The sequence below is a fragment of the Janthinobacterium sp. CG_23.4 genome, assembly GCF_029892305.1.
In the GTDB taxonomy this organism is placed as follows: Bacteria; Pseudomonadota; Gammaproteobacteria; order Burkholderiales; family Burkholderiaceae_D; genus Janthinobacterium; species Janthinobacterium lividum_D.
Window position 1 is genome coordinate 3,054,537 of record NZ_JARXUX010000001.1, and the last position, 20,963, is coordinate 3,075,499.

Genomic DNA, 20,963 nt, shown 5'->3' on the forward strand with positions numbered 1-20,963 from the left:
GCGCCGATCGCGTACTATGACTGCATCACCGTCACCCCTACAGCCCATGCCCAGCCAGAACTATCGCCAGCCGTGCGCTATCGGCACCGTTTGTCTGCTTGCCTGCATCGTGCTGGCGGCGTGCACACCGTTGCCGCCCGCTCCCGTCCAGACGCCGGCCCATGCACCTGGGCCAGCCGCCCTTGCTGCCACACCCGCGCCAGCGCCCGCGTGGCAACAGCAAGAAAAAGGGGTCTTGCACATCGTTCCACAGCAATCCCTGCTGACCATCACCGTGCGGCGCGGCGGCGCGCTGGCCCGGCTCGGGCATGACCATGTGATCGCCAGCCGCAATCTGCAAGGCGTGGTGGCGCCGGCGCTGGGACGCGCGCAATTCCAGTTCCGGCTCGACGAGATGAGTGTGGATGAAGAGGGCTTGCGCCAGGCGGCAGGCCTGACGACGACGCCGTCAGCGGACGCCATCGCCGGCACGCGCCACAACATGCTGGTGCGCGTGCTGGAGGCCGAGCGTTATCCGTGGGTGCGTATCGAGGCGCGCCGCACGGACGACAAAGAGATGCTCGAAGCAGACATCACTGTGCATGGCGTGACGCGCACGGTGCAGTTGCCCGTACGCATAGAAGAAGCGGCCGATGGTCGCGGCCTGCAGGCCAGCGGCAGCCTGCTGCTGAAACAAAGCGACTTCGGCATCGTGCCATTCGCCATCCTCGGCGGCGCCATGGCGGTGCAGGACCAGATGGAACTGGCGTTCCGCATTAGCGCCCGCCAGGAAGTCAGCGCGCCAGGATCAGGCGCAAGCCCAGGCCGATAAAGATGCTGCCGGCCACGCGGTCCAGCCACAGGCCGGCGCGCGGCCGGCGGTTGAGCCAGCGGCCGACGGCGCCGGAAAAATAGCCGAGCAAGCCAAACAGCACACACGCCTGCGCCGTGAAGACCAGGCCCAGCTGCGCGGTCTGCCAACTGGCATTGCCTTGGCCAGTGACAATGAACTGCGGCAAAAACGAGAGGAAAAACAGCACGACTTTCGGATTGATACTGTTGGCAAACAAACCCTTGCCGAACAGGCGCAGCAATGATTCATCGGGCAAGGCGGCCGCGCCATCGACTTTCGCGCCGCCTCGACTGCGCAAGGCGCCGATCCCCAAGTACATCAGGTACAGCCCGCCGGCCACTTTCAGCACGGTCAATGCCGTGGGCGTAGCGGCCAGCACGGCCGACACACCGATGCTCGCCAGCACAGTGTGGGTGAGGCAACCAAGAGCGCAGCCCAGGCCGAATGCCATGCCCTGGCGACGCCCGCGCGACATGCCCACGCCCAGCACCATCAGATTGTCGGGGCCGGGACTGGCGGTAATGAGAACGGCGGCGGCCAGGAAGGCCAGCAACTGGTCGGCACTGAGCATGGAAGTCTCGCAGGAAAAAAACGCCATGATACCGTAGCACTCGCCATGCCGACAGCAGATGAAATTGCACTTGCGTCACCAAGAGTCGATTAAAATGACGTATCCATAGCAAACGGCATTGCCGCCGATTCCAGCGCGACCATCACCTCACTCATCGATGCCAGCCCACCCGCCCCCATCCAGCCACCGCGCCCCCATCTGCCGCGTCAGCGGCGGGCTATGCGGCTGGCCGCTTCTGTTCGGTATGCAGTTCCTTCTGCTGTTCGCCCTGCTGGGCTTGGCCGGCGCGGCGCAGGCAGCGCCCTTGCCCCTGACACAGCAAGGCATCGTACACCTGGGCAAAGGCGGGCAACTATTTCTCGCTGCAAATGAGGCCGCACCTGCCGACGCCGCTGCACTGCCCGCCTGGCTGGCGCGCCAGCGCCCGGCCGGACAAGTCGACCTGTTCGGCGGCGCCTACTGGTTGCATGCGCAGGTGCGCAACGACAGCAACGTCGCGGCCTGGGTCATCGACCCGAACGACACCCTGATCGACCTGGTCGACCTTTACGTGTATGGTCCGGGGCCGCAAGCGGCGCCGCAAACCTTGCTGACGGGCTACCAGCGCCCACACGAATATTTGCTGCACTACGGCAGGAACGTGCAGCTGGCGCCCGGTGCCACGTATGACATCCTGATCCGCTTTTCCAGCCCCTACTACGCGCGCGCGCCCCTGTTCGGCATGCAGACGCAGCAGGACTACCGCAAGCTGGTGGGCAAGCAAAACTTCTTGATAGTGGCCTCCATCGGCGCCCTGCTGGCGCTGGGCCTGTTCAATTTCTTCATCTTTTCCATTACCCTGGAAAAGGCCTCGGCTTATTACGTGCTGTACGTGCTGACGTATGGCCTGGCCTGGGCCATGACCTTCCACGTCTTCGCCGACCTGTTCGACTGGCACCAGCTGCAGCTGCATTACGTGCCGTTTTTCCTGCTGCCCGTCTTCAGCACCCTGTTCTATATGCATTTCCTGCGACTGCGCGACTATTCGCGCCTGCTGTACCGCATCAGCAAGGTCAACCTGGTGCTGCCGCTGCTGCTCTTGCCTAGCTGCTTCTTCGCCCTGTCGTATGCACACACCTTGGCCACCATCGTGATCAGCATCTGGATGCTGCTGGCGCTCATTTGCGGCATCGTCGTGTGGCGCTGCGGCTACCAGCCGGCGCGCTTCTTCGTGCTGGCCTTCGTCGCCCTGATGCTGCCCGGCTTCATGATACTGCCGGCCAACCTGGGCCTGATGCCAGCCATGGTGGCCAACGCCCAGCTGGTGACGCTGCTCGGTGGCACGCTTGACGGCTTGCTGCTGGCCTTTGCCCTGGCCGACCAAATCCGCCTGCTGCGCAACAACCTGGAACAGCGCGTGCGGGAACGCACCTTGGCGCTGACCCTCAGCAACGACGCCCTGCTGAAGGCCAAGGAACATGCGGAAGTGGTGAGCCGCCATCGCATCGACTTTCTGTCGGCCATGAGCCACGACATCCGCACGCCGCTCGCTGGCGTGATCGGCATGCTGAAGTTCGCCCTGCGCGACCAATCCATCAAAGGCCGCACGCAAGAATACCTGCGCATCGGCTTGCACAATGGCGTCTCTCTGCTAACCATTCTCAATGATATCCTCGATTTCTCGAAGATCGACGCAGGTAAGCTGACCCTGGAAACGCTGGACTTCGACTTGCTGGCGCTGATCGGCGACGCGGCCGGCATCGTGCAGGGCCAGGCCGATGCCAAGAGCCTGTTGCTGCGCCGCGAACTGGCGCTGGACCTGCCGCGCTACGTGTGCGCCGATCCCACGCGCCTGCGGCAAATCCTGATCAACCTGCTGGGCAACGCACTGAAATTCACGGCCAATGGCGAAGTACAGCTGGAAGTGCGGCGCGCCCGCACGCCACCGCGCCGCGATGGCCGTAGCGAGATCGAATTCATCATCAGCGACACCGGCCCCGGCATCGACGCCGATACCTTGCCGCGCCTGTTCCAGAAGTTTGAGCAGGCCGACCATTCCACCACGCGCCGCTACGGCGGTACGGGCCTGGGCCTGGCTATCTGCAAGGAACTGGTCGAACTGATGAAAGGCACGATAGGCGTGGAAAGCCGGGTCGGTATCGGCTCACGTTTTCATTTCACATTGCCACTGCAAGACGGCAGCGCGCCAGCGGCCGACGCCCGCCGGCCGACGTGCCAGGCGCGCCATGCCTACCGCCTGCGCATCCTGTGCGCCGAAGACGTGCGCACCAACCAGATCATCATCGGCACCCTGCTCGAAGGCATGGGCCATGCCGTGAGCATCGTCGAAAACGGCGAAGAGGCGCTGCGCGCGCTGGCCACGGGCGCCTACGACTGCGTGCTGATGGATGGCCGCATGCCGCTGATGGATGGCGAACAGGCCGCACGCCTGATCCGCGACGGCGGCAACAGCCAATTTGCTATTGCCGACGCACAGATCCCCATCATCGCGCTGACCGCCAACGCCAGCGAACATGACCGGCAACGCTACCTGGCCTCGGGCATGGACGACTTCCTTAGCAAGCCAGTCGACGAAGCGCTGCTGTTCGAAAAAATCAATGCCATCATCGACCTGCTGCTGGCGCGCGGCCAGGCACTGCCGCCGGCCATGCCGGCTGCGGACGATACCCTGGCGCGCCAATTTGGCCTGGACGACGCCAACAGCGCGGCGCAGACGGACACGCCGATGCCGGCCGATCCGATGACGACGCGCGTGCACATCCTGCCGCTGGCAGGTCTGTCACCGCAACACTTGCAGCGTATTGCGCAAGCGTTCCTGATGGAAGCGCCGCGACGCCTGGACCTGGCATGCCACGCCGTGCGCGATGGCAACGCCAGCGCAGCCGCAGCCGCCTTCCACGCCTTGAAAGGCAGCGCCGGCTACCTGAGCCGCCCTACCCTGCACAGCCTGTGCCACCAGATGGAAACCCTGGCCTCGAATGGGCGGCTCGATGAAGTAGAACAATTCCTGCCTCAGTTGCAGGCAGCACTGGACGTGGCGCGGCGCGACCTGGAAGACCAGCCCGGAACCTGAGCCATCAGGCCTGGAAGTCCGTCTCTCCCTGGATCACGGCCGGATAGCCCGTCATGGCGCGCGAGGTCTGCATGCCCGCCATCACGGCCGCCTCCACGCAGCCCGCGTTCAAGCCCGTCTTGATCCAGTCGCCCGTGAGGAACAGGTTGGAAAAGCCCGACTGATCGGTGGCCAAGCGATACTGCGTGCTGTTTACCACCGACATCACGTAGCGCTCGGACGGGTCGACGTTGGCGCGCCAGTACTGGCTGTCGAAGCGCGCCGGCCCGGTGCCGGCCTTGGCATCGACCAGCCATTGCCAGGGAAATGCGCCTGGCGCACCGGCCTCGGGCCACAGCGCGCCGATCTCGCGCTCCAGCTGATGCAGCGCGCCCTGCTTTGCCTTGTCCGCGCAGCGGGCGGGGAAACCCGTGTCGGTGACGGGCGGGTAGCTGTCAACGGGAAAGGCGCTGCAAAAGTAGGACACATTCTTCGGTTCCAGTCCCGCCGGCCAGTCTTCGCGCGCCAGCAACTGGTCCATCGGCGCCCAAGTGTCGTACGGCTCCGTGAAGGCCGACAGCACGGGCTGCTGGCCGTTGGGCTGCATGCTCCAGCCCATCTGTGTCAAATCCTTGTTGAGCCACACCTGGTAAGCCTGCGTGGCCACGGTTTTCACCTTCTCGACCGTCAGTTGCAGGGCCGGGTTTTGCGCCAGCAGTTGCGGGCACAGGGCGGGCAGCGAGCCGATGGAAATACCAAATACCACCTTGTCGAAATCGACGCCCTTCTTCAATACCGTGACCGGCAGCTCGCGGCCGCACGCTTGCCGGTATTGCTGCGGCCAGTCGCTCCAGTACGATTCCAGGTTGACGTCGTGCTCTTGCAGCAGCGCCGCCTGCACCGGATCAAGCTGTGCGTAATCGGGCGTGCTGGGCCAGCACGCCAGGCCCTTCACGTCCACCAGCGGCGCATAGCCGGAACCAGGGTCCTTCAATTGCACCTGCTGCGTGATGCGGATGCTGTCGATGTCGCCCGCACCCGGCACCAGCTCTTCGACCCGCTGGAAGAACTTGAATTGCACGCCGCGCTTGCGCAGCACTTCATACAGGGGAGTAAAGATGGTGTCGCCCATGCCGGCCTGCATCTTGAACATGATGCCGCCCTTGTAGGCCAAGCCGATGCGCGCCATCGATCGCAACAGCGTCCCCGCCTCGATATTCGGTTTCGCGAAATCGCCGCCCTCGTAGGCGAACACCAGGTCGTAAAAACCGCGCACGGGCGCCGAATTGATGCAGAACTGCTCGTCGCCACCATGTTTTTTCAGCCAGGCGCGGAAATCGATGTCGTTGATCACGTCAAAGCCATTCTTCAACACGCCATCGTCGAACATGCCTTTCATGACCGTTATGCCCAGGTCCAGACAAGTGAACAGGCGACGCAATTCATCGTCGCCCTCGATCAGGGCGCGGTAGCGCAGGCGCAACCAGGCACGGATGCCGCTCAGGGTGCTGGCCAGCAGCCGATGGCTGGCCGCGTCATGGCGCGTGGAATCGGGCGCCAGCTCGGCCACCAGCGCCACCAGCGCGCCCACCGACAACCCCACGTCCAAGCCCAGTTCATCGGCCCGCCCCACCACCGCGTCAGCCAGGTGGCGCAGCCAGCCCGGCCAGACGCCCTCACCCTCACTCTCGCCATCACCTTGCAGCGCGCTGCTGCGCACGATGCGCGCGTCGGCATCCGCTACCTGCCGGATCTGGCGTATCCACTGTTCGATCCAGCCCACCATGGCGATCGCCATCTGCCACAGGGTGACGTCTTCGCCGCCCTCGCCCGGCTCGCCCGGCAAGGTGGGAAAGACGATGGACCAGTTGCGCCACTGGCCCTTGACGTCTTCCGACAGGGCCACGTAATCGTGCTGCTTGAAGGCGTCGCGCCAGGTGGCCAGCGGTGCGCCGGGCGGACGCTCCAGGCTGGCATACGCTTCCTTGATCATTTTGAAAGCATTCGCATAGAAGCCGAACCAGATATGCAGGCCGTGCTCCTCGATGCGCTGGCCAAGCTGCGCATTGCGCCCACTGGCACCCTTGCCGCCCAGGCGCCAGCCCAGCTGGTAGACAGTGATCGCATGCTGGTTTTGCCAGCCAGGCTGGTTCGTCAAATAATAGGCGGCCGTCATGGCGGCCACGCCGCCGCCGAGGATGGCGATTTTTTCCGGCGCGATCTGCGAATTGTCGACCAGTTCCTCGCCCGGCATGGCCGTGAAGTCGAAATTGACATGGAACGGCAATATCGCCGCCTGCGGCCCCAGCCGCAAGCCCAGGGTCTGGTCCAGCGGGAAGCTGTCGAACGCATGCAAGGTGCATTCGTATTCGTAGCCGAGCAGGCGCGCGCTGTGCAGGCGGTTGATCTCGGCCGGCGCGGCCACCAGGGCCTGGTACACGGCTTTCACGCCCGCGCTGTCGGGAAATTGCTTGAGGAAAATCTGGTCGATGCGCGGCTTGCGCAGCAAGGAAACAATATCGGCCCAGCCGGCTTGATCGAGGTCGAAGAAATCGGGGATGGAGAGAAAAATCTTGAACGCCTGCTCGATGAGTTCCAGGAAACTGTTGATGGGCTGGTGCTGCCCCGTCTGCACGCTGGCATTCACTTCCAGCAACGGGTGCAAGGCCAGCTTGGTTTCCGGCGAAAAATGCTGGAAACCCTTGGCGGCCACGGCGCAGCGCAGCGGCTCGCTGCCGGCAGCAGGAATGTCGTATTCGCACAGGTATTTCGGATAGCCGAACAGTTCGCGCCCGTTGATCAGGGCCATCGCGTCATCGACAAAAATGTGAAAGGGATACCAATAAATATGCGCGAGCTTGCCAGCCGCATCCATCTCGCCGACCATGATCCAGGTGACGATATCGACTTCCGTGATCCAGCCCTTGGCCTGGTCGGCGGGATTGGCCGAATCGGCATGGTTGACGCGCGTAAACGTCAGCATCACGTACGGTGACAGCGCTTTCAAGGTCATCTTGCGGCCCGCCACCTGGTTCAGCGTGGTATTGACGGTCGCTTGCAACTTCGTCAGCTCGCCCCTGACGAAATAACCATACATTTCAGACTGTTTCAATTGCAGCGGCGAGTGCATCATCACCGAACCACCCTGATAAATATACGCAGGTCTTGCCGAAGGTATCGCTGTCATTGCCCTATCTCCTTAAGTTTCAATCAAACAAGATTTCTCTAGTGTTCTAGTGTATTTGAGAAATATCAATGCATGATATGAAATAAATTAAAGGATTTGCCAAGATGCATAGCTTAGCTTTCTTTCATGCAAGAAACAGCCTGCGCAGGGCAGGCGCAGCAAGTCCCTGCCATCGGGTGTAGGATGAAGCTTCCTCAGCGTTTCGAGCACCCTGCCATGGCAATGATTACCACCGACTACGTTTCCACCTATTCCGGCAACCGTTTTTATCCTTTGCGCCCGCATATCGACAAGGTCGCCATCGAAGACATTGCCCATGGCCTCGCCTACCAATGCCGCTTCAATGGACAGACGCAAGTGTTTTACTCTGTCGCCCAGCACAGCCTGATTGTCGCCGGCCTGGTGCCGCCCCATTTGCGCCTGGCGGCCCTGCTGCACGACGCGGCCGAAGCCTACCTCGGTGACATGGTGAAACCCTTGAAAGTGCTGCTGCCGCAATTTGCCGTACTCGAAGACAAGGTCAGCGCCATCATCGCCACCACCTATGGTCTGGATTTTTCCGATTACGCGCCCATCAAACGGGCCGACCTGATCGCCTTGGCGACGGAAAAGCGCGACCTGATGCCCCACTCGGCCGAGCGCTGGGATTACCTTGACGACATCGTCCCCTTGCCCGGTATAATCGAGGCCATGGGCCCGGCCGAAGCCAAGCAGCGCTTCCTGCACGCCTTTACACAGCTGGGCGGACTTGGAATGGCGCCGTGAAAGTCTCTTTCCATGCTGCGCCAACGGGCGCTAAGCCACGGTTTTTGCACGGCTTTTTCAGATATCCACAGCAACTGTGGATAAGGTTGTTGATAAGTCCCTCTTGACAAGCCGCAACACCAGCATTGATGCGGCTTTCAATAATTTGCTGAATTCACAGGCAATTTTTTAATCCAATGAAATCAACGACTTGGAATCATGATTTAGCGCCAGAGCGAAGCAGCTGGGGCAGCTGGGGCAGCATGAAAATATATTTTGCTATGCATAAGCAATCCTGCCCCAGGCCATCTTGCCTGGACAGCATTGTTTTGACAAACCCCGCAGACTGGCATAGTGTGGGGTACGCGAGTACGATCAACGGTGGGTAAATGCATGAATATGGATAGCGACAGTGCCGCCAAGGGGGCGGACGAACCCGACTGGCTAATCGACGAGCCACTCGGGCGCGCAGGCGCGACAGCAGAACCTGCGATCGCGACGCCGTGGCGCGTGCTGATTGTCGATGACGATGTCGATGTGCACGTGGTAACCAAGTTCGCCCTCAGCCAGGCCAGCTTCCAAGGCCGTAGGCTGAGCTTTTTGCACGCTTATTCGGGGACCGAGGCGCTCGCCTTGCTGCGCAGCACGCCCGATATCGCCGTGGTGCTACTCGACGTCATCATGGAAACCCCGGATGCCGGGCTGCAGGTGGCGCACCAAGTTCGCACCGAGCTGCACAACAGCGCCGTGCGCATCATCCTGCGTACGGGCCAGCCCGGCCAAGCGCTCGAACACCGCATCGTCATCGACTACGACATCAACGATTTCTGGTGCAAGACAGACCTGACCACGCGCAAATTATTTACCACCGTAATCACCTCGCTGCGCACCTACGCCACCTTGCGCGAATCGCAACAACAAGTCACCGACCTCGCTGCTGCCCTGGCCCAGTGCGGCGACACGCCAGCGTGAGGGGCCGATGGCAAGCTTTGGAACGCCACCGCCACGTTGACAACGGCTAAGCAAAGCGGCGCGCGCAGTGACATCAGCAAACAAGCAAGAAATCATGGGTAGATGCCGCGCTTGACGCCCGCAGCGTCAGGGCATCAAGCGCGGGGCCGGCTGGACAGCAAGCGTCGCCGACTGAAGACGACGACGCGCAGTCAGTGTTGATCGGCCTTGTCAGGCATAACAACAAGTGTACTGGATAAACATACAGGCCAATTCCCCGCCGTGCCTTGGGCTGCGGCGACGCTGCATTTGCCACGCCGATCCGGCACCACTATCTAAGTGGCGGATTGTTAAGCGCTTTTTCAGATATCCACACGGACTGTGGATATCTTTGTGGATAAGGCTCTATTGACAAGCCTCAAAGCCACAGCCCGTGCGGCTTTCAATAAACTGCTCAATCAAACAGCAAAAATAAAACCGATTAAAATCAGTTACTTAGAAAATCAAACAATATCACCACAAAATTATTTCGCCAATTTCGCTAAGCCATGATTTGTGCATAACTGAGCCGTAGTGAGCAATCCGGCAACACCGGACTACGGCTGCCAGCAACACAGTTGCCGCGAGGATACTCAATGCACGGTCCGGCGGCGCTGCTCCGGATGCAACAGCACGCGCTCGATCAGTTCGGGGGCGACATTGTATGACTTCAAGTATTCCAGTGCACACAAGGTACTGAAGGCAGCCTGCACGGCAATGCCCAGGTTGACGATATCGCACATCTTCTGGTCGCTCCGGACATGCAGCACCAAGGTTTTGACGGGCATATGCAGCGTTTCTGTGTAATGAGACATGACGAACGACTCCTGCGAAGGGGATAGAGGGGTGGAAACGGCGTTGCGACGCCGGCCGCGCTAACGCGGACAGCAACAGCGGTCGTGTTGCCTTTAAAGTATTGCTGATATATTCTTAATGTCAATAGCAGGGAAACATGAGCCACGGTTTTTTCTTGCAGGCACAAGCGCTGCCGAAAGCGATGGACAAGCGCAAGCGGCCACGGCGATAATCAACCATGCCCTCATCCCCCCTCGCCGCCCTCCCGCCCGACCTGCCCCACCCGCAACCGGCCTCGCTGGCCGACCTGTTTTTCTCGTTTACTTGGCTAGCGCTGCAGGGATTTGGTGGCGTGCTGGCCGTGATCCAGCGCGAAATGGTCGAGCGCAAGCGCTGGCTGACGCAAGAGCAATTTATGGAAGACTGGGCCTTGGCACAAATCATGCCAGGACCGAATGTCATCAACCTGTCGCTGATGCTCGGCGCGCGCTATTTCGGCTTGCGAGGCGCCCTGACGGCACTGGCCGGCATGCTGGCCGTGCCCCTCGTCATCGTGCTGTTGCTGGGCGTGCTGTACACGCACTTTGGCGACAACGCGCAGATGGCAGGCGCCTTGCGCGGCATGGCGGCCGTGTCGGCCGGCATGATCGCCGCCATGGGCATGAAACTGGCAGGCGCGCTAGGCAAGCATCCGCTGCCTCTGTGGCTGACCTTGTCCATCACGGTGCTGGGCGTGCTGATGGTGGCGATCTTGCGCTGGCCACTGCTGTACATCCTGCTGGGCCTGGGCGGCATCGGCTGCCTGCTGACCTATCGCAAGCTGTCCTCATGACGCCGCCTTTGCAACTGACCTTGAGCGCAGGCGACTGGCTGAACCTGTTCGGCCATTATCTGATGCTGTCGCTGATGTCGATCGGCGGCACCATTTCCACCACTGCAGAAATGCACCGCTTCCTGGTCGAACAGCATGGCTGGCTGACGCAGGCGCAATTCAATGAGTCGATTGCCATCGCGCAAGCCGCGCCCGGCCCGAACGTGCTGTTCGTCGCCCTGATGGGCTGGAACGTGGGCATGAATGCCGGCAGCTACGCGGCCGCGTACCTGGGCGTGCTGGTGACCATGGTGGGCATCATGCTGCCCAGCACCACCCTCACCTACGTGGCGGCCCAGTGGGGCTACCGCAACGCCGACCTGCGCGCCGTACGCGCTTTCAAGCAAGGCATGGCGCCCATCGTCGTCGCCCTGCTCATTTCCACGGGCATGATATTGGGCAGCGCGCATCACGACATCCGCACCGATTGGCCCCTCTGGAGCCTGTCCATCGTGGCCGGCCTGATCATCTGGCGCACGAAAATCCACTTATTGTGGCTGCTGGCGGCCGGTGCCATGCTGGGCTGGCTGCAACTGGTGTAGGTCGACACGGCCTGATGGCGCTGCGCTGGGCTGCACCACCTCGTCATCCATCGACTGCGCCACGCCGCTGCTGCATCTGGCCAGGAGCGCACACAGCGCCTGCCCTTAGGGAACGATGCGCGCGCCTTGCCCATTAGCCCTTGCGCGGCAAGCCTCTCAAACGGCGCCAGCCCCTGCGTCCCAGCGGGTACAGCAGCACGAAAGCGATCAGCCAAGGCAAAATGTATGCCATGGTCGTGATGGCGTTGGCCACCCCTTGCGACAGGTTTTCCGTAACATTACCCAGCGCGCGCTTGACGGGGCGCCAGAATGATTGCTTGCCTTCGGCGCTGATATTCACGCTCAGCAAGTCCGTGTCGATGCGCTGCAGCAGCAGCGCATTGGCCGCTGTCGCCTGCTCCAGCTCCACTTGCACGCTGGCCAGCTCCTTGCTCACCTTGATCAGGGCATCGACGTTCGCACTCGAACGTTTTTCCAGCTCCTGCAGCTGGGCCTGGTACTGTTTGAGCATGTCCAGGCGTTTCTTGCTGTCGAGCACAGGACGGCCCAGGTCTTCCACCTTGGTGCCCTCGCTGCTGACGTCGCCTCCGGTCGCGACCAGCGCAACGAGCTTCTTGATGCCGGCAGGCTTGGCGCGCAGGCTGATGCGCGCATGCACGTAAGACCCGCTGTCGATAGCGGAGTCAAGCAACAGACAGCCGTTTTCCGTATCGGCCTTGCAGGCGGCGGCCACTTTTTCAACCAGGGGCCGCACTTGTGCCTCGCTCGTATCGACGCTGACATTGTGTTCATAGGCAAGAAACGCCTTGCCTCGTTCCTTGCCATCGAAACGCGCGGCACTGGCTAGGCTGGCGCCCTCGTCCTTGCCGCCGCAACCTGCCAGCAGCACCAGGCCGATCAGATATATCCCTACTGCTTTCATGATTTCTTTCTAACAGTTATTTGTGCTGCGACAGCAACGCAATATCGGGCAAGTCGCATTCACCGGGCTACAGCACTGGACAAGCCGCCAGACATGACAAGCAAGTCATGCAAAAAGACAATCCGCGATTCTAGTCGAAGTGGCCAAAAATCGTATGTTTCCTTGCGTAGCGACAAAGAAAATCCCAGCCTACAGCAGGCACAAGGGGCGCCGGCGACTTTGGCGGCGGCGCCGTAGCTGGTATCATGCGGGCAAACGCAGCCGGCCAGATAGGCGCGGCACATGCACCACCTTGCGCAGCGGCCCCGCCACCGGGCGCGCCGCCGACGCCACCCTACAAAGCAGAGAAACGAGTTACCTATGAGTACATCATCGTCCCACCCATCGTTCTGGCGCCGCGTCCCGCTAGCCTTCGGCGCCTTCTTCAGCACCCTGTCGGACGCCGCCTATGCGGCCCGCGTGGAAAAACTGTCCTTACCCGTAGCTGCCCCGCCGGCACCCGCTCCGACACCGGCACCGGCACCGGCCCCCGTGCCAACGCCAGCGGCCGCACCCGTCATCGTAAAAGAAGCCACGCCGGACGCCGCCCTGCAATTACTGGCGTTGTTGCAACGCGAAGCACGCCTGATCGACTTCACCCAGGAAAACCTGGGCAGCCATGCCGATGCCGATATCGGCGCCGCCGCCCGCGTCGTGCATGAAGGCTGCGCCAAGGTCATGCGCGAATATTTCACTATCGACGCCGTGCGTCAGGAAGCCGAGGGCAGCCGCATCGTGCTGCAGCAAGGCTTTGACAGCGCCCAGGTACGCTTGACGGGTAACGTCGTCGGTTCCGCACCATTCACGGGCACCCTCAGCCACCGCGGCTGGCGCGCCTCCAGCGTACGCCTGCCGAAACTGAGCGCGCAACACGACGCCGCGATCCTGGCACCGGCCGAGGTGGAACTGTGAGCGATGCGATGAACACCCCCCCAAACACCGCGCGCTACGCCATCGGCATCGACCTGGGCACCACTCACAGCGCCTTGTCGTATGTGAACCTCAATGAGAGCGACGGCGAAAAGTCCAGCCATGGCGTGCTGAAAGTGCCGCAGTTGTCGGCGCCGGGCACCGTCGAAAACCTTGCCTTGCTGCCGTCGTTCGTCTATCTGCCGCACGCCGATGAAGTGGCGGCGGGCGACCTGGCCCTGCCCTGGGTCACCGAAGAAGCGCAAGCTCCCTTCGTTGTCGGCGAAATGGCGCGCAGCCGTGGCGCCACCACGCCCATCCGTTTAGTGTCGAGCGCAAAAAGCTGGCTGTGCCACCCGGGCGTGGACCGCCGCGCCGCCATCTTGCCGAACGATGCACCGGCCGAAGTGGCGCGCATTTCGCCCATCACGGCCGCCACGCGCTACCTGACGCATTTGCGCCAAGCCTGGGACCACGCCCACCCGCAAGCGCCGTTCGCGCAGCAGGAAATCACCGTCACCATTCCCGCCTCGTTCGATCCGGCCGCGCGCGAGCTGACAATGGAAGCGGCGCAGGCGGCCGGCTATACTTCGCTGACCCTGCTGGAAGAGCCGCAAGCGGCCCTGTACAGCTGGATACAGACCAGCGAAGGCCGCTGGCGCAAGGAAGTCAAGCCGGGCGACATCATTCTGGTGGTCGACGTGGGCGGCGGCACCAGCGACTTTTCGCTGATCGCCGTGTTGGAGCGCGACGGCGTGCTGGAACCGCACCGCGTGGCCGTCGGTGAACACATCCTGCTCGGTGGCGATAATATGGATCTGGCCCTGGCCCATCTGGTAGCACGCAAGCTGGCAGCCAACGGCAGCCAGCTCGACGCCTGGCAAATGCGCGCGCTGACCTATGGCTGCCGCAGCGCCAAGGAAAGCCTGCTGGCCGACAGCGGTCTCGATGTGGCGCCGATCGTCGTGCCGAGCCGCGGCTCGAAACTGATCGGCGGCTCCATCCGCACGGAACTGACGCGCGCCGAAGTGTCCACCTTCATCCTCGACGGCTTCTTCCCGCAGGTGGAAGCGTCGAGCCGCCCAGCCGTGCGCACGCGCGCCGGCCTGACGCAACTGGGCTTGCCGTATGCGCAGGACGCTGCCATCACGCGCCACCTGGCCGCGTTTTTGGGCCGGCAAGTGGCGGCGACCAGCGAGCTGGCAGGTTTTGCGGGCCGCCAGGCAGCAGGCGCCAGCTTCTTGCACCCGACGGCCGTGCTGTTCAACGGCGGCGTGTTCAAGTCCGACTTGCTGGTGCAGCGCATCATGGCCACCGTCAACGATTGGCTGTACATGGAAGGCGCGGAACCGGCACGCATGCTGGCCGGGGCCGACCTGGACCTGGCCGTGGCCCGTGGCGCGGCCTACTACAGCTACGTGCGGCGCGGCCATGGCGTGCGTATCCGCGGCGGTACGGCCAGTGCCTTCTACGTGGCCATCGAATCGGCCATGCCCGCCATCCCCGGCATGGAACCGCCGATCCAGGCCCTGTGCGTGGCGCCGTTCGGCATGGAAGAAGGCAGCGAACTGGAACTGCCGGGCCAGCAATTCGGCCTGGTGGTGGGCGAACCCGTGCACTTCCGCTTCTTCGCCTCATCCACGCGCCGCAACGACCAGATCGGCGACTTGCTCGACTTCTGGGGCCATGATGAGTTACAAGAGCTGAGCGAAATCCAGGCAACCTTATCGGCCGAAGGCCGCCAGGCTGGCGACGTTGTGCAAGTCAAGCTGCACGCCCGCGTGACGGAAGCGGGCACCCTGGAGCTGTTAGCGGTATCTGCCGACGGCGCCGAGCGCTGGAAAGTGGAATTCGACGTGCGCGGCACGACGCAGCAATAAGCATGCGCAGCGCGAAGGTGCAGCCGGCCTGGCTGGTCGGCATCGACCTGGGCACCACCAATACGGTGGTGGCGTATGCCAATGCCAACGATCCGCAAGCCGGCATCGAGCTATTCGCCATCGAGCAACTGGTCGCTCCGGGCGAAGTGGCAGCACGCCCGCTGCTGCCCTCGCTGCGCTACCACCGCGCCGATGGCGAACTGGCGGCCGGCGATTTGCAGCTGCCGTGGCCACAGGACGCTGACAACAACGCTGCACGCCCCGTGCTCGGCGAACTGGCGCGCCAGCTCGGCGCGCAAGTGCCGGGACGGCTCGTTGCCAGCGCGAAGAGCTGGCTGTCAAATGCGAACGTGGACCGCCAGGCACCCATCCTGCCGTGGGGCGCCGATGCCGACGTGGCCAAGGTGTCGCCCGTGGCGGCCAGCGCCAGCTATCTCGCGTATGTGCGCGCGGCGTGGAATCAGCGCTTCCCCGATGCGCCACTGGAAGACCAGGAACTGGTGCTGACCATCCCCGCCTCGTTCGACGAGGGCGCGCGCGCACTCACCCTGGAAGCGGCGCGCATGGCAGGCTTGCCCAGGCTGCGCTTGGTGGAAGAGCCGCAGGCCGCCTTTTATGATTATCTGCACCGCCAGCGCGAAACGCTGCACCTGGACCTGGCGCAAACGCGGCGCATTTTGGTGTGCGACGTGGGCGGCGGCACCACCGATTTCAGCCTGATCGATGTCGCCTTCGATAACGATGGCGCACCGCAACTCACGCGCAGCAGCGTGGGCAACCATTTGATCCTTGGCGGCGACAATATGGACCTGGCGCTGGCCCACCTGGCAGAAACGCGCATGGCGGCAGGCCAGGAAGGCGGCATGCGCCTGTCCGCCACACGCCTGTCGCAGCTGATGCAGCGCTGCCGCGCTGCCAAGGAATTGCTGCTGTCGAACGATGCGCCGGAAAGCACCAGCATTACCCTGCTGGGCGCCGGCTCTCGCCTGATAGGTGCCAGCCGTTCCACCGACATTACGCGCGAGGAAGTGGCGACCATGCTGGTCGACGGCTTCTTCCCGAAGGTGGAACTGAGCGAAGTAGCCAGGAAAAACCGCGCCGGCATCGTCGAATTCGGCCTGCCGTATGCGCAGGACGCAGCCATCACGCGCCATCTGGCCAGCTTTTTGCAGCAGCATCAAGGGGCACTGGGGGGCGACCTGCCCGACACATTGCTGTTGAATGGGGGCGTGTTCCGCGCCGACGCACTGGCGCGCCGCCTGGCCGAGACGCTCGCCCACTGGCGCGGCGCGCCCCTGACCATCCTGCACAACGACAATCCCGACGTGGCCGTGGCGCGCGGCGCCGTCGCCTACGCGCTGGCGCGACGCGGCCAGGCGCCGCGCATCGGCGGCGGTTCGCCGCGCAGCTACTTCCTCGTGCTGGGCGAGGCCGGCAAGGACAACCGCGCCGTCTGCATCCTGCCCCGTGGCAGCGCCAGCGGCGAAGAAATCGGCTTGACGCAGCGTTTGTTCGCGCTGCGCCTGGGCCGCCCCGTGCGCTTTCACCTGGCGTCCTCGATTGCGCAAACGGCCACGCCGCCCAAGCTGGGCGACATCGTCGATTTGAGCGTCGGCGAGTATCTGCGCCTGCCGCCGCTGGCCAGTGTGCTGCACGACAAACAGGATGCCAATGACAAGCGCGACATCACCGTGCAACTGGCCACCGTGATGACCGAAGTGGGTACCCTGGAAGTACACTGCGTGGCCGCAGCCGATGCCGGCCAACGCTGGCTGCTGGAATTCCAGCTGCGTGGCGAAGAGGAAACGCAGGCCCAAACATCTGCCCTGTCGCCACGCGTGAAAGAAACCATCGAGAAGATCGAGCGCATCTTCGGCGGCAAGGCACAAAAAGTCGACGTCAAGGAAGTGCGCCAGCTGCGCCAGCATCTGGAACTGGGGCTGGGCGGGCGCGAGAGCTGGGATACGCCGCTGCTGCGCCAGCTGTTCGACTCCCTCATGCAGCGCGCCCGTGGCCGACGCCGCTCTGCCGAGCATGAGCGGGTCTGGCTGAACCTGGCCGGCTACTGTTTGCGCCCCGGCTACGGCGACGCGCTCGACCCGTGGCGCATCGAACAGCTATGGGCCCTGTTCGACACGGGCATACAGCATCACAAAGACAACCAGGTGTGCGCCGAATGGTGGACCCTGTGGCGCCGCGTGGCCGGCGGCTTGAGCACGCAGCAGCAATTGCGCCTGCTCGACGACTTCGCCTTCAACCTGCAAGCCGATGCAGCCCAGCGCGGCAGCCGCCCTGTCACCCTGGTCAATGGCAGCGACGACGACATGCTGCGCCTGGGCGCGTCGCTGGAGCGCATTCCCGGCGCCTACAAGACGGAAGTGGGCGCCTGGCTGATCAAACGCATGGAAAAAGCCAGCAAGAAGGGCGAAGCGGCGCAGACGAATACTCTGTGGGCGCTTGCCAGGGTCGGCGCGCGCCAGCCCTTCCACGGCAGCGCGCATGAAGTGGTTGACAGCGCCAGCGTGGCCGGGTGGCTGCACGTGTTGCTGGCGCTGGACTGGAAGAAGGTCGAGCCGGCGGCGTTTGCCGCCGCCCACCTGGCGCGCATGACGGGCGACCGCTCGCGCGACATCGCCGACGATGTGCGGGCCATCATCCTGGCCCGTCTGAAAGCCGTTGGCGCCCCGCCCCTGTGGCAAGCCATGGTCAGCGAAGTGACACAGCTCGACGAAGCAGTTACCCGGCGCATGCTGGGCGAGGCCCTGCCGCCGGGCTTGAAACTGATCGGCTGAAACCATGGGGCACGTAGGTCGGATTAGCGTAGCGTAATCCGACAGGCATCGCCAACAATGTTGTCGGATGACGGCCTGCGGCCTGATCCGACCTACCCTTCGCTGCGCGCGCCGCAATACCGCGGCAAGCAATCGGCCAGCCATACCCAGGCCATTGCGGCACGCCGCCTTGCGCTAAATCACGGCGATGATCAACAGCACCACCGCCAGCGGCGCCTGCACCAGCACGATGCCGGGATGCGTGCGGCGCAGCTGGGCCCAGACGGACAGGCCAGGCACCTCTTCGTGCGGATGGTGCGCTTCGTTGCGCAGCGACATCGCGTGCAGGAACATGCCGGCGATCAGGGGGCCGGGGTTGACCCACCAACCCTGTTCGAGCAAGCCGCGCGACAGGTAGATCGCCAGCGCACCGATGGCAAATGGCGAAGCCCACACCAGCAGCAGCATCAAGCGGATAGCATAGAATTCGAACAGGGTAAGCAGGCGGTGCAAGCGGCTGAAATCGTGATCTTGCAGGCGCTGGTCGATGGCCAGCTCGGCACGGCCATACAATATCCACAGGCCGCCGAAGAGGCAGCCCAGCAACACGCCGATGACGATGTCGGCCACGAACACCACGTATTTATTCACGTCCGCCGTACCGATGCCCAAGGAAGCGTGGGCGGCCGCGTGCAAGTGCAGGCCAGCCTGCTCGCCTTCGGCCGTCGTGTAACGGTTACGTACGTCATAGCTGCTGCCGATATACACGGCGTTCTTGCGCCCTGCCACGGCAGCCACCCCAGCCTGACCATCGATCAGGCTGGCGCGCATGCGCGTGGGATTGATGAATTGCCGCGCCACGGCAGCCGGGTGGAACGGCGCGGTGACGGCGTTCTGTTCGGCCGCGGCCTTGGCGTCGCCATGGATCACGGGTTCGAACGCCCAACGCGCCAACTCCTTTTCGCTACCCGCGCGCCGTGCCAGCTCGCATACGCGGTCGGCCAGCGCCAGCCCTTCCTTTTGCTGGGACAAGACGGCCGGCATGGGCTGCTTCTGCTCCTGCTCGTCGGCGCCATGCGCCAGCTCGAAGGCCACGGCAGCGAGCACCGGGCTTTTCAACTCGATGCGCGTGACGGCGCCCATGCGCTCGCGGATCTGCGCACTGGCGAAATGGATGCCGGCGGCGCAACGCGCGCGTATCCATGGCAGGTTCGCGTTCTGGTCCGATTGTTCGGGCAGGATCAGCACCAGTTGCCGGCCACTGCCAGCCAATTGGTCGAGCAGGCGATCCAGCGCCCGCTCGCCCGCCTTGTGCTGTTCATACACGGCCGGCGCCAGGTCCAGATCGATGGCCAGCACCGTGCCGGCGTGCGCGGCGGCGCTGGCGATCAATTGCTCGAGGCGCGTGCGCTCCAGTGGTGCGCGCTCATCGAAAACCCGTTCGAACGCAGGCTGGTCGATTTCAATGATGCCGGGCCGGTAGGCGGCACCCGGATCCTCGCTGCGCTTCGGTAGCTGCCCCTGTCCCTGTCCCTGTCCCTGTCCCTGTACAGCGCTGGCGCGCAGCATGGCCGCATCGAGCCATTCGAGCACATGCAAACCTTCCAGCGCCAGCATCATCGCAGCGATCAGGCTGGCGCCGATCACGTGGTGCAGCAGGTGCGTGCCCGTCAGCTTGAAGGCCGAGCCAAGCTGGGAAAATGGCCACAGCCAGCGCCGCCAAAGCGGAAAGCACGATTTGACTGGCTCGCTGTTTTCCACGGTATGTTCCCCTTGCGTACAGCGCTTGAATTATTATTAAAATAACAAATTATACCGAAACAATAGTGTATTGCAGTTGTGTCCGTTCCGCCGCACGGCTGGCACGGACCATCCTGCTGCGCCCTGCTTCGGCTTGGCCAGCAACAGTATGCCCGGCGCTTCAACAATCTGATCTCGCCCGAGGTGGACTAGCAGGTGGGCAAGGTGTGGTGATTGGGAAATAGAGAATAGAGAATAGAGAATAGTGACAGCAGCAGCAGCAGCAGGTGCATCACTTGTCGTGATCGCCGTCACTGCCAGGAAAAAAGAAATGGCGGCGGACCGGAGTGCGCCGCCACTTTCATCCTGCCGCCAAGAATTACTGCTTGATCGCTTCGATCGCGAACGTCAGGGTCACATCGTCGCTGACAGCGGGCGCATATTTGCCGGCGTTGAATTCAGAGCGCTTGATCTTGGCCGTCGCGTTGGCGCCGCAAGCGTCTTTTTTCAACATCGGATGCGGCGCGCAAGCGAACGAGGTGACGCTCAGGGTGACAGGCTTGGTCACGCCTTTCAGGGTCAGGTTGCCTTCAACGGAGGCCAGCTTGTCGCCGTCGAAGTTGAACTTGGTCGATTTGTAGGTGGCGACCGGGAACTTGTCGGTTTCAAGGAAACCATCGCCCTGGATGTGCGTGTTGAACAGGGTCGAACCGGTGTCGACGGATTTGGTGTCGATCAGCACTTCGACGGCGCCCGTCTTGGCGGCGCGGTCCAGCGTAATTTTGCCGGTGGTGGTGTTGAAACGGCTTTGCTGAGTCGAGAAGCCCATGTGGGTGTACTCGAAACGCGGGAAAGTGTGGCTACCATCGATGACATAGACTTCGGGCGCGGCAACGGCGGACAGCGAGAAAGCGGCGGCGGCGATAAAAGCGAGCAGTTTTTTCATGGTGGATTCCTGATAGGGAGTGGAGGATGTCAAAACCGCAAGCAGCAGCAGGCGAACCACGCATGCGACTATTTGTCTGGTTTCAGTTGCAATGAATTATGCATGGCATGAAGATCGATGTAAAACGGAAAATATACCTAGTTAGTATCGAAAAAATCGATAATAAAATCCG

General features: G+C 62.8%; 16 protein-coding genes. 10 read left to right on the top strand and 6 right to left on the bottom strand.

The window, feature by feature from the left end; translation table 11 throughout:
• Positions 1 to 235 precede the first annotated feature (235 nt).
• Positions 236 to 811, top strand: coding sequence for a YceI family protein (locus H4V96_RS13625; RefSeq protein ID WP_196855569.1), 576 nt, complete (start codon positions 236 to 238; stop codon positions 809 to 811).
• Here the strand turns inward: H4V96_RS13625 and H4V96_RS13630 are convergent.
• On the bottom strand, positions 774 to 1,403 hold the full coding sequence (locus H4V96_RS13630) for a LysE family translocator (RefSeq protein ID WP_196855568.1): 630 nt from the start codon (positions 1,401 to 1,403) through the stop codon (positions 774 to 776). The genes H4V96_RS13625 and H4V96_RS13630 overlap by 38 nt on opposite strands.
• A gap of 244 nt (positions 1,404 to 1,647) precedes the next feature.
• On the opposite strand from H4V96_RS13630, the gene H4V96_RS13635 reads away from it, so the two are divergent.
• On the top strand, positions 1,648 to 4,476 hold the full coding sequence (locus H4V96_RS13635) for a hybrid sensor histidine kinase/response regulator (RefSeq protein ID WP_280721004.1): 2,829 nt from the start codon (positions 1,648 to 1,650) through the stop codon (positions 4,474 to 4,476).
• A gap of 4 nt (positions 4,477 to 4,480) precedes the next feature.
• On the opposite strand, the gene H4V96_RS13640 is transcribed toward H4V96_RS13635, so the two are convergent.
• Positions 4,481 to 7,642: an NAD(P)-binding protein gene (locus tag H4V96_RS13640; RefSeq protein WP_280721005.1), complete on the bottom strand. Its 3,162-nt coding sequence runs from the start codon at positions 7,640 to 7,642 to the stop codon at positions 4,481 to 4,483.
• A gap of 216 nt (positions 7,643 to 7,858) precedes the next feature.
• Here H4V96_RS13640 and H4V96_RS13645 point away from each other — a divergent pair, with 216 nt between their 5' ends.
• The 3 genes from H4V96_RS13645 (at position 7,859) to H4V96_RS13655 (ending at position 9,889) form a co-directional block, all read left to right on the top strand.
• Positions 7,859 to 8,407, top strand: a complete 549-nt coding sequence (locus tag H4V96_RS13645) for a phosphohydrolase (protein ID WP_196855566.1) — start codon at positions 7,859 to 7,861, stop codon at positions 8,405 to 8,407.
• A 372-nt stretch (positions 8,408 to 8,779) separates the two neighbouring features.
• A complete protein-coding gene (locus H4V96_RS13650; protein ID WP_261981014.1) occupies positions 8,780 to 9,358 on the top strand; it encodes a hypothetical protein in 579 nt (192 codons plus the stop codon).
• Between the two features lie 372 nt (positions 9,359 to 9,730).
• On the top strand, positions 9,731 to 9,889 hold the full coding sequence (locus tag H4V96_RS13655; protein ID WP_157998747.1) for a hypothetical protein: 159 nt from the start codon (positions 9,731 to 9,733) through the stop codon (positions 9,887 to 9,889).
• Between the two features lie 80 nt (positions 9,890 to 9,969).
• Here H4V96_RS13655 and H4V96_RS13660 read toward each other — a convergent pair whose 3' ends face one another.
• Positions 9,970 to 10,191, bottom strand: a complete 222-nt coding sequence (locus H4V96_RS13660; protein WP_010399409.1) for a hypothetical protein — start codon at positions 10,189 to 10,191, stop codon at positions 9,970 to 9,972.
• 218 nt (positions 10,192 to 10,409) lie between these two features.
• Here H4V96_RS13660 and H4V96_RS13665 point away from each other — a divergent pair, with 218 nt between their 5' ends.
• Both H4V96_RS13665 and H4V96_RS13670 read left to right on the top strand, forming a co-directional pair.
• A complete protein-coding gene (locus tag H4V96_RS13665) occupies positions 10,410 to 11,003 on the top strand; it encodes a chromate transporter (protein ID WP_070346779.1) in 594 nt (197 codons plus the stop codon).
• Positions 11,000 to 11,584: a chromate transporter gene (locus H4V96_RS13670; RefSeq protein ID WP_010399414.1), complete on the top strand. Its 585-nt coding sequence runs from the start codon at positions 11,000 to 11,002 to the stop codon at positions 11,582 to 11,584. The genes H4V96_RS13665 and H4V96_RS13670 overlap by 4 nt, the downstream gene beginning before the upstream one ends.
• A 133-nt stretch (positions 11,585 to 11,717) precedes the next feature.
• Here H4V96_RS13670 and H4V96_RS13675 read toward each other — a convergent pair whose 3' ends face one another.
• Complete coding sequence (locus H4V96_RS13675) at positions 11,718 to 12,506, bottom strand: DUF4349 domain-containing protein (RefSeq protein ID WP_196855565.1); 789 nt, start codon at positions 12,504 to 12,506, stop codon at positions 11,718 to 11,720.
• Between the two features lie 360 nt (positions 12,507 to 12,866).
• Here H4V96_RS13675 and H4V96_RS13680 point away from each other — a divergent pair, with 360 nt between their 5' ends.
• From H4V96_RS13680 to H4V96_RS13690, 3 genes are read left to right on the top strand one after another with little or no spacing between them, the layout of a single operon-like run.
• On the top strand, positions 12,867 to 13,457 hold the full coding sequence (locus tag H4V96_RS13680) for a DUF2760 domain-containing protein (protein ID WP_196855564.1): 591 nt from the start codon (positions 12,867 to 12,869) through the stop codon (positions 13,455 to 13,457).
• 8 nt (positions 13,458 to 13,465) lie between these two features.
• Complete coding sequence (locus H4V96_RS13685) at positions 13,466 to 15,334, top strand: Hsp70 family protein (protein ID WP_196855563.1); 1,869 nt, start codon at positions 13,466 to 13,468, stop codon at positions 15,332 to 15,334.
• 2 nt (positions 15,335 to 15,336) lie between these two features.
• Positions 15,337 to 18,126: an Hsp70 family protein gene (locus H4V96_RS13690; protein ID WP_196855562.1), complete on the top strand. Its 2,790-nt coding sequence runs from the start codon at positions 15,337 to 15,339 to the stop codon at positions 18,124 to 18,126.
• Between the two features lie 174 nt (positions 18,127 to 18,300).
• Here H4V96_RS13690 and H4V96_RS13695 read toward each other — a convergent pair whose 3' ends face one another.
• Together H4V96_RS13695 and H4V96_RS13700 are read right to left on the bottom strand one after the other, a co-directional pair.
• Positions 18,301 to 19,866, bottom strand: coding sequence for a hypothetical protein (locus tag H4V96_RS13695; protein WP_196855561.1), 1,566 nt, complete (start codon positions 19,864 to 19,866; stop codon positions 18,301 to 18,303).
• 358 nt (positions 19,867 to 20,224) lie between these two features.
• Positions 20,225 to 20,791 (bottom strand): YceI family protein, encoded by a 567-nt coding sequence (locus H4V96_RS13700; RefSeq protein ID WP_196855560.1) that lies wholly within the window; start codon positions 20,789 to 20,791, stop codon positions 20,225 to 20,227.
• Positions 20,792 to 20,963 lie beyond the last annotated feature (172 nt).

Excerpts from the sequence above, each read along its gene's own strand:
- H4V96_RS13630 (WP_196855568.1), bottom strand. The coding sequence starts at position 1,403 with ATGCTCAGTGCCGACCAGTTGCTGGCCTTCCTGGCCGCCGCCGTTCTC.
- H4V96_RS13635 (WP_280721004.1), top strand. The coding sequence starts at position 1,648 with ATGCAGTTCCTTCTGCTGTTCGCCCTGCTGGGCTTGGCCGGCGCGGCG.
- H4V96_RS13640 (WP_280721005.1), bottom strand. The coding sequence starts at position 7,642 with ATGACAGCGATACCTTCGGCAAGACCTGCGTATATTTATCAGGGTGGT.
- H4V96_RS13645 (WP_196855566.1), top strand. The coding sequence starts at position 7,859 with ATGGCAATGATTACCACCGACTACGTTTCCACCTATTCCGGCAACCGT.
- H4V96_RS13650 (WP_261981014.1), top strand. The coding sequence starts at position 8,780 with ATGAATATGGATAGCGACAGTGCCGCCAAGGGGGCGGACGAACCCGAC.
- H4V96_RS13660 (WP_010399409.1), bottom strand. The coding sequence starts at position 10,191 with ATGTCTCATTACACAGAAACGCTGCATATGCCCGTCAAAACCTTGGTG.
- H4V96_RS13665 (WP_070346779.1), top strand. The coding sequence starts at position 10,410 with ATGCCCTCATCCCCCCTCGCCGCCCTCCCGCCCGACCTGCCCCACCCG.
- H4V96_RS13670 (WP_010399414.1), top strand. The coding sequence starts at position 11,000 with ATGACGCCGCCTTTGCAACTGACCTTGAGCGCAGGCGACTGGCTGAAC.
- H4V96_RS13675 (WP_196855565.1), bottom strand. The coding sequence starts at position 12,506 with ATGAAAGCAGTAGGGATATATCTGATCGGCCTGGTGCTGCTGGCAGGT.
- H4V96_RS13680 (WP_196855564.1), top strand. The coding sequence starts at position 12,867 with ATGAGTACATCATCGTCCCACCCATCGTTCTGGCGCCGCGTCCCGCTA.
- H4V96_RS13685 (WP_196855563.1), top strand. The coding sequence starts at position 13,466 with ATGAACACCCCCCCAAACACCGCGCGCTACGCCATCGGCATCGACCTG.
- H4V96_RS13690 (WP_196855562.1), top strand. The coding sequence starts at position 15,337 with ATGCGCAGCGCGAAGGTGCAGCCGGCCTGGCTGGTCGGCATCGACCTG.
- H4V96_RS13700 (WP_196855560.1), bottom strand. The coding sequence starts at position 20,791 with ATGAAAAAACTGCTCGCTTTTATCGCCGCCGCCGCTTTCTCGCTGTCC.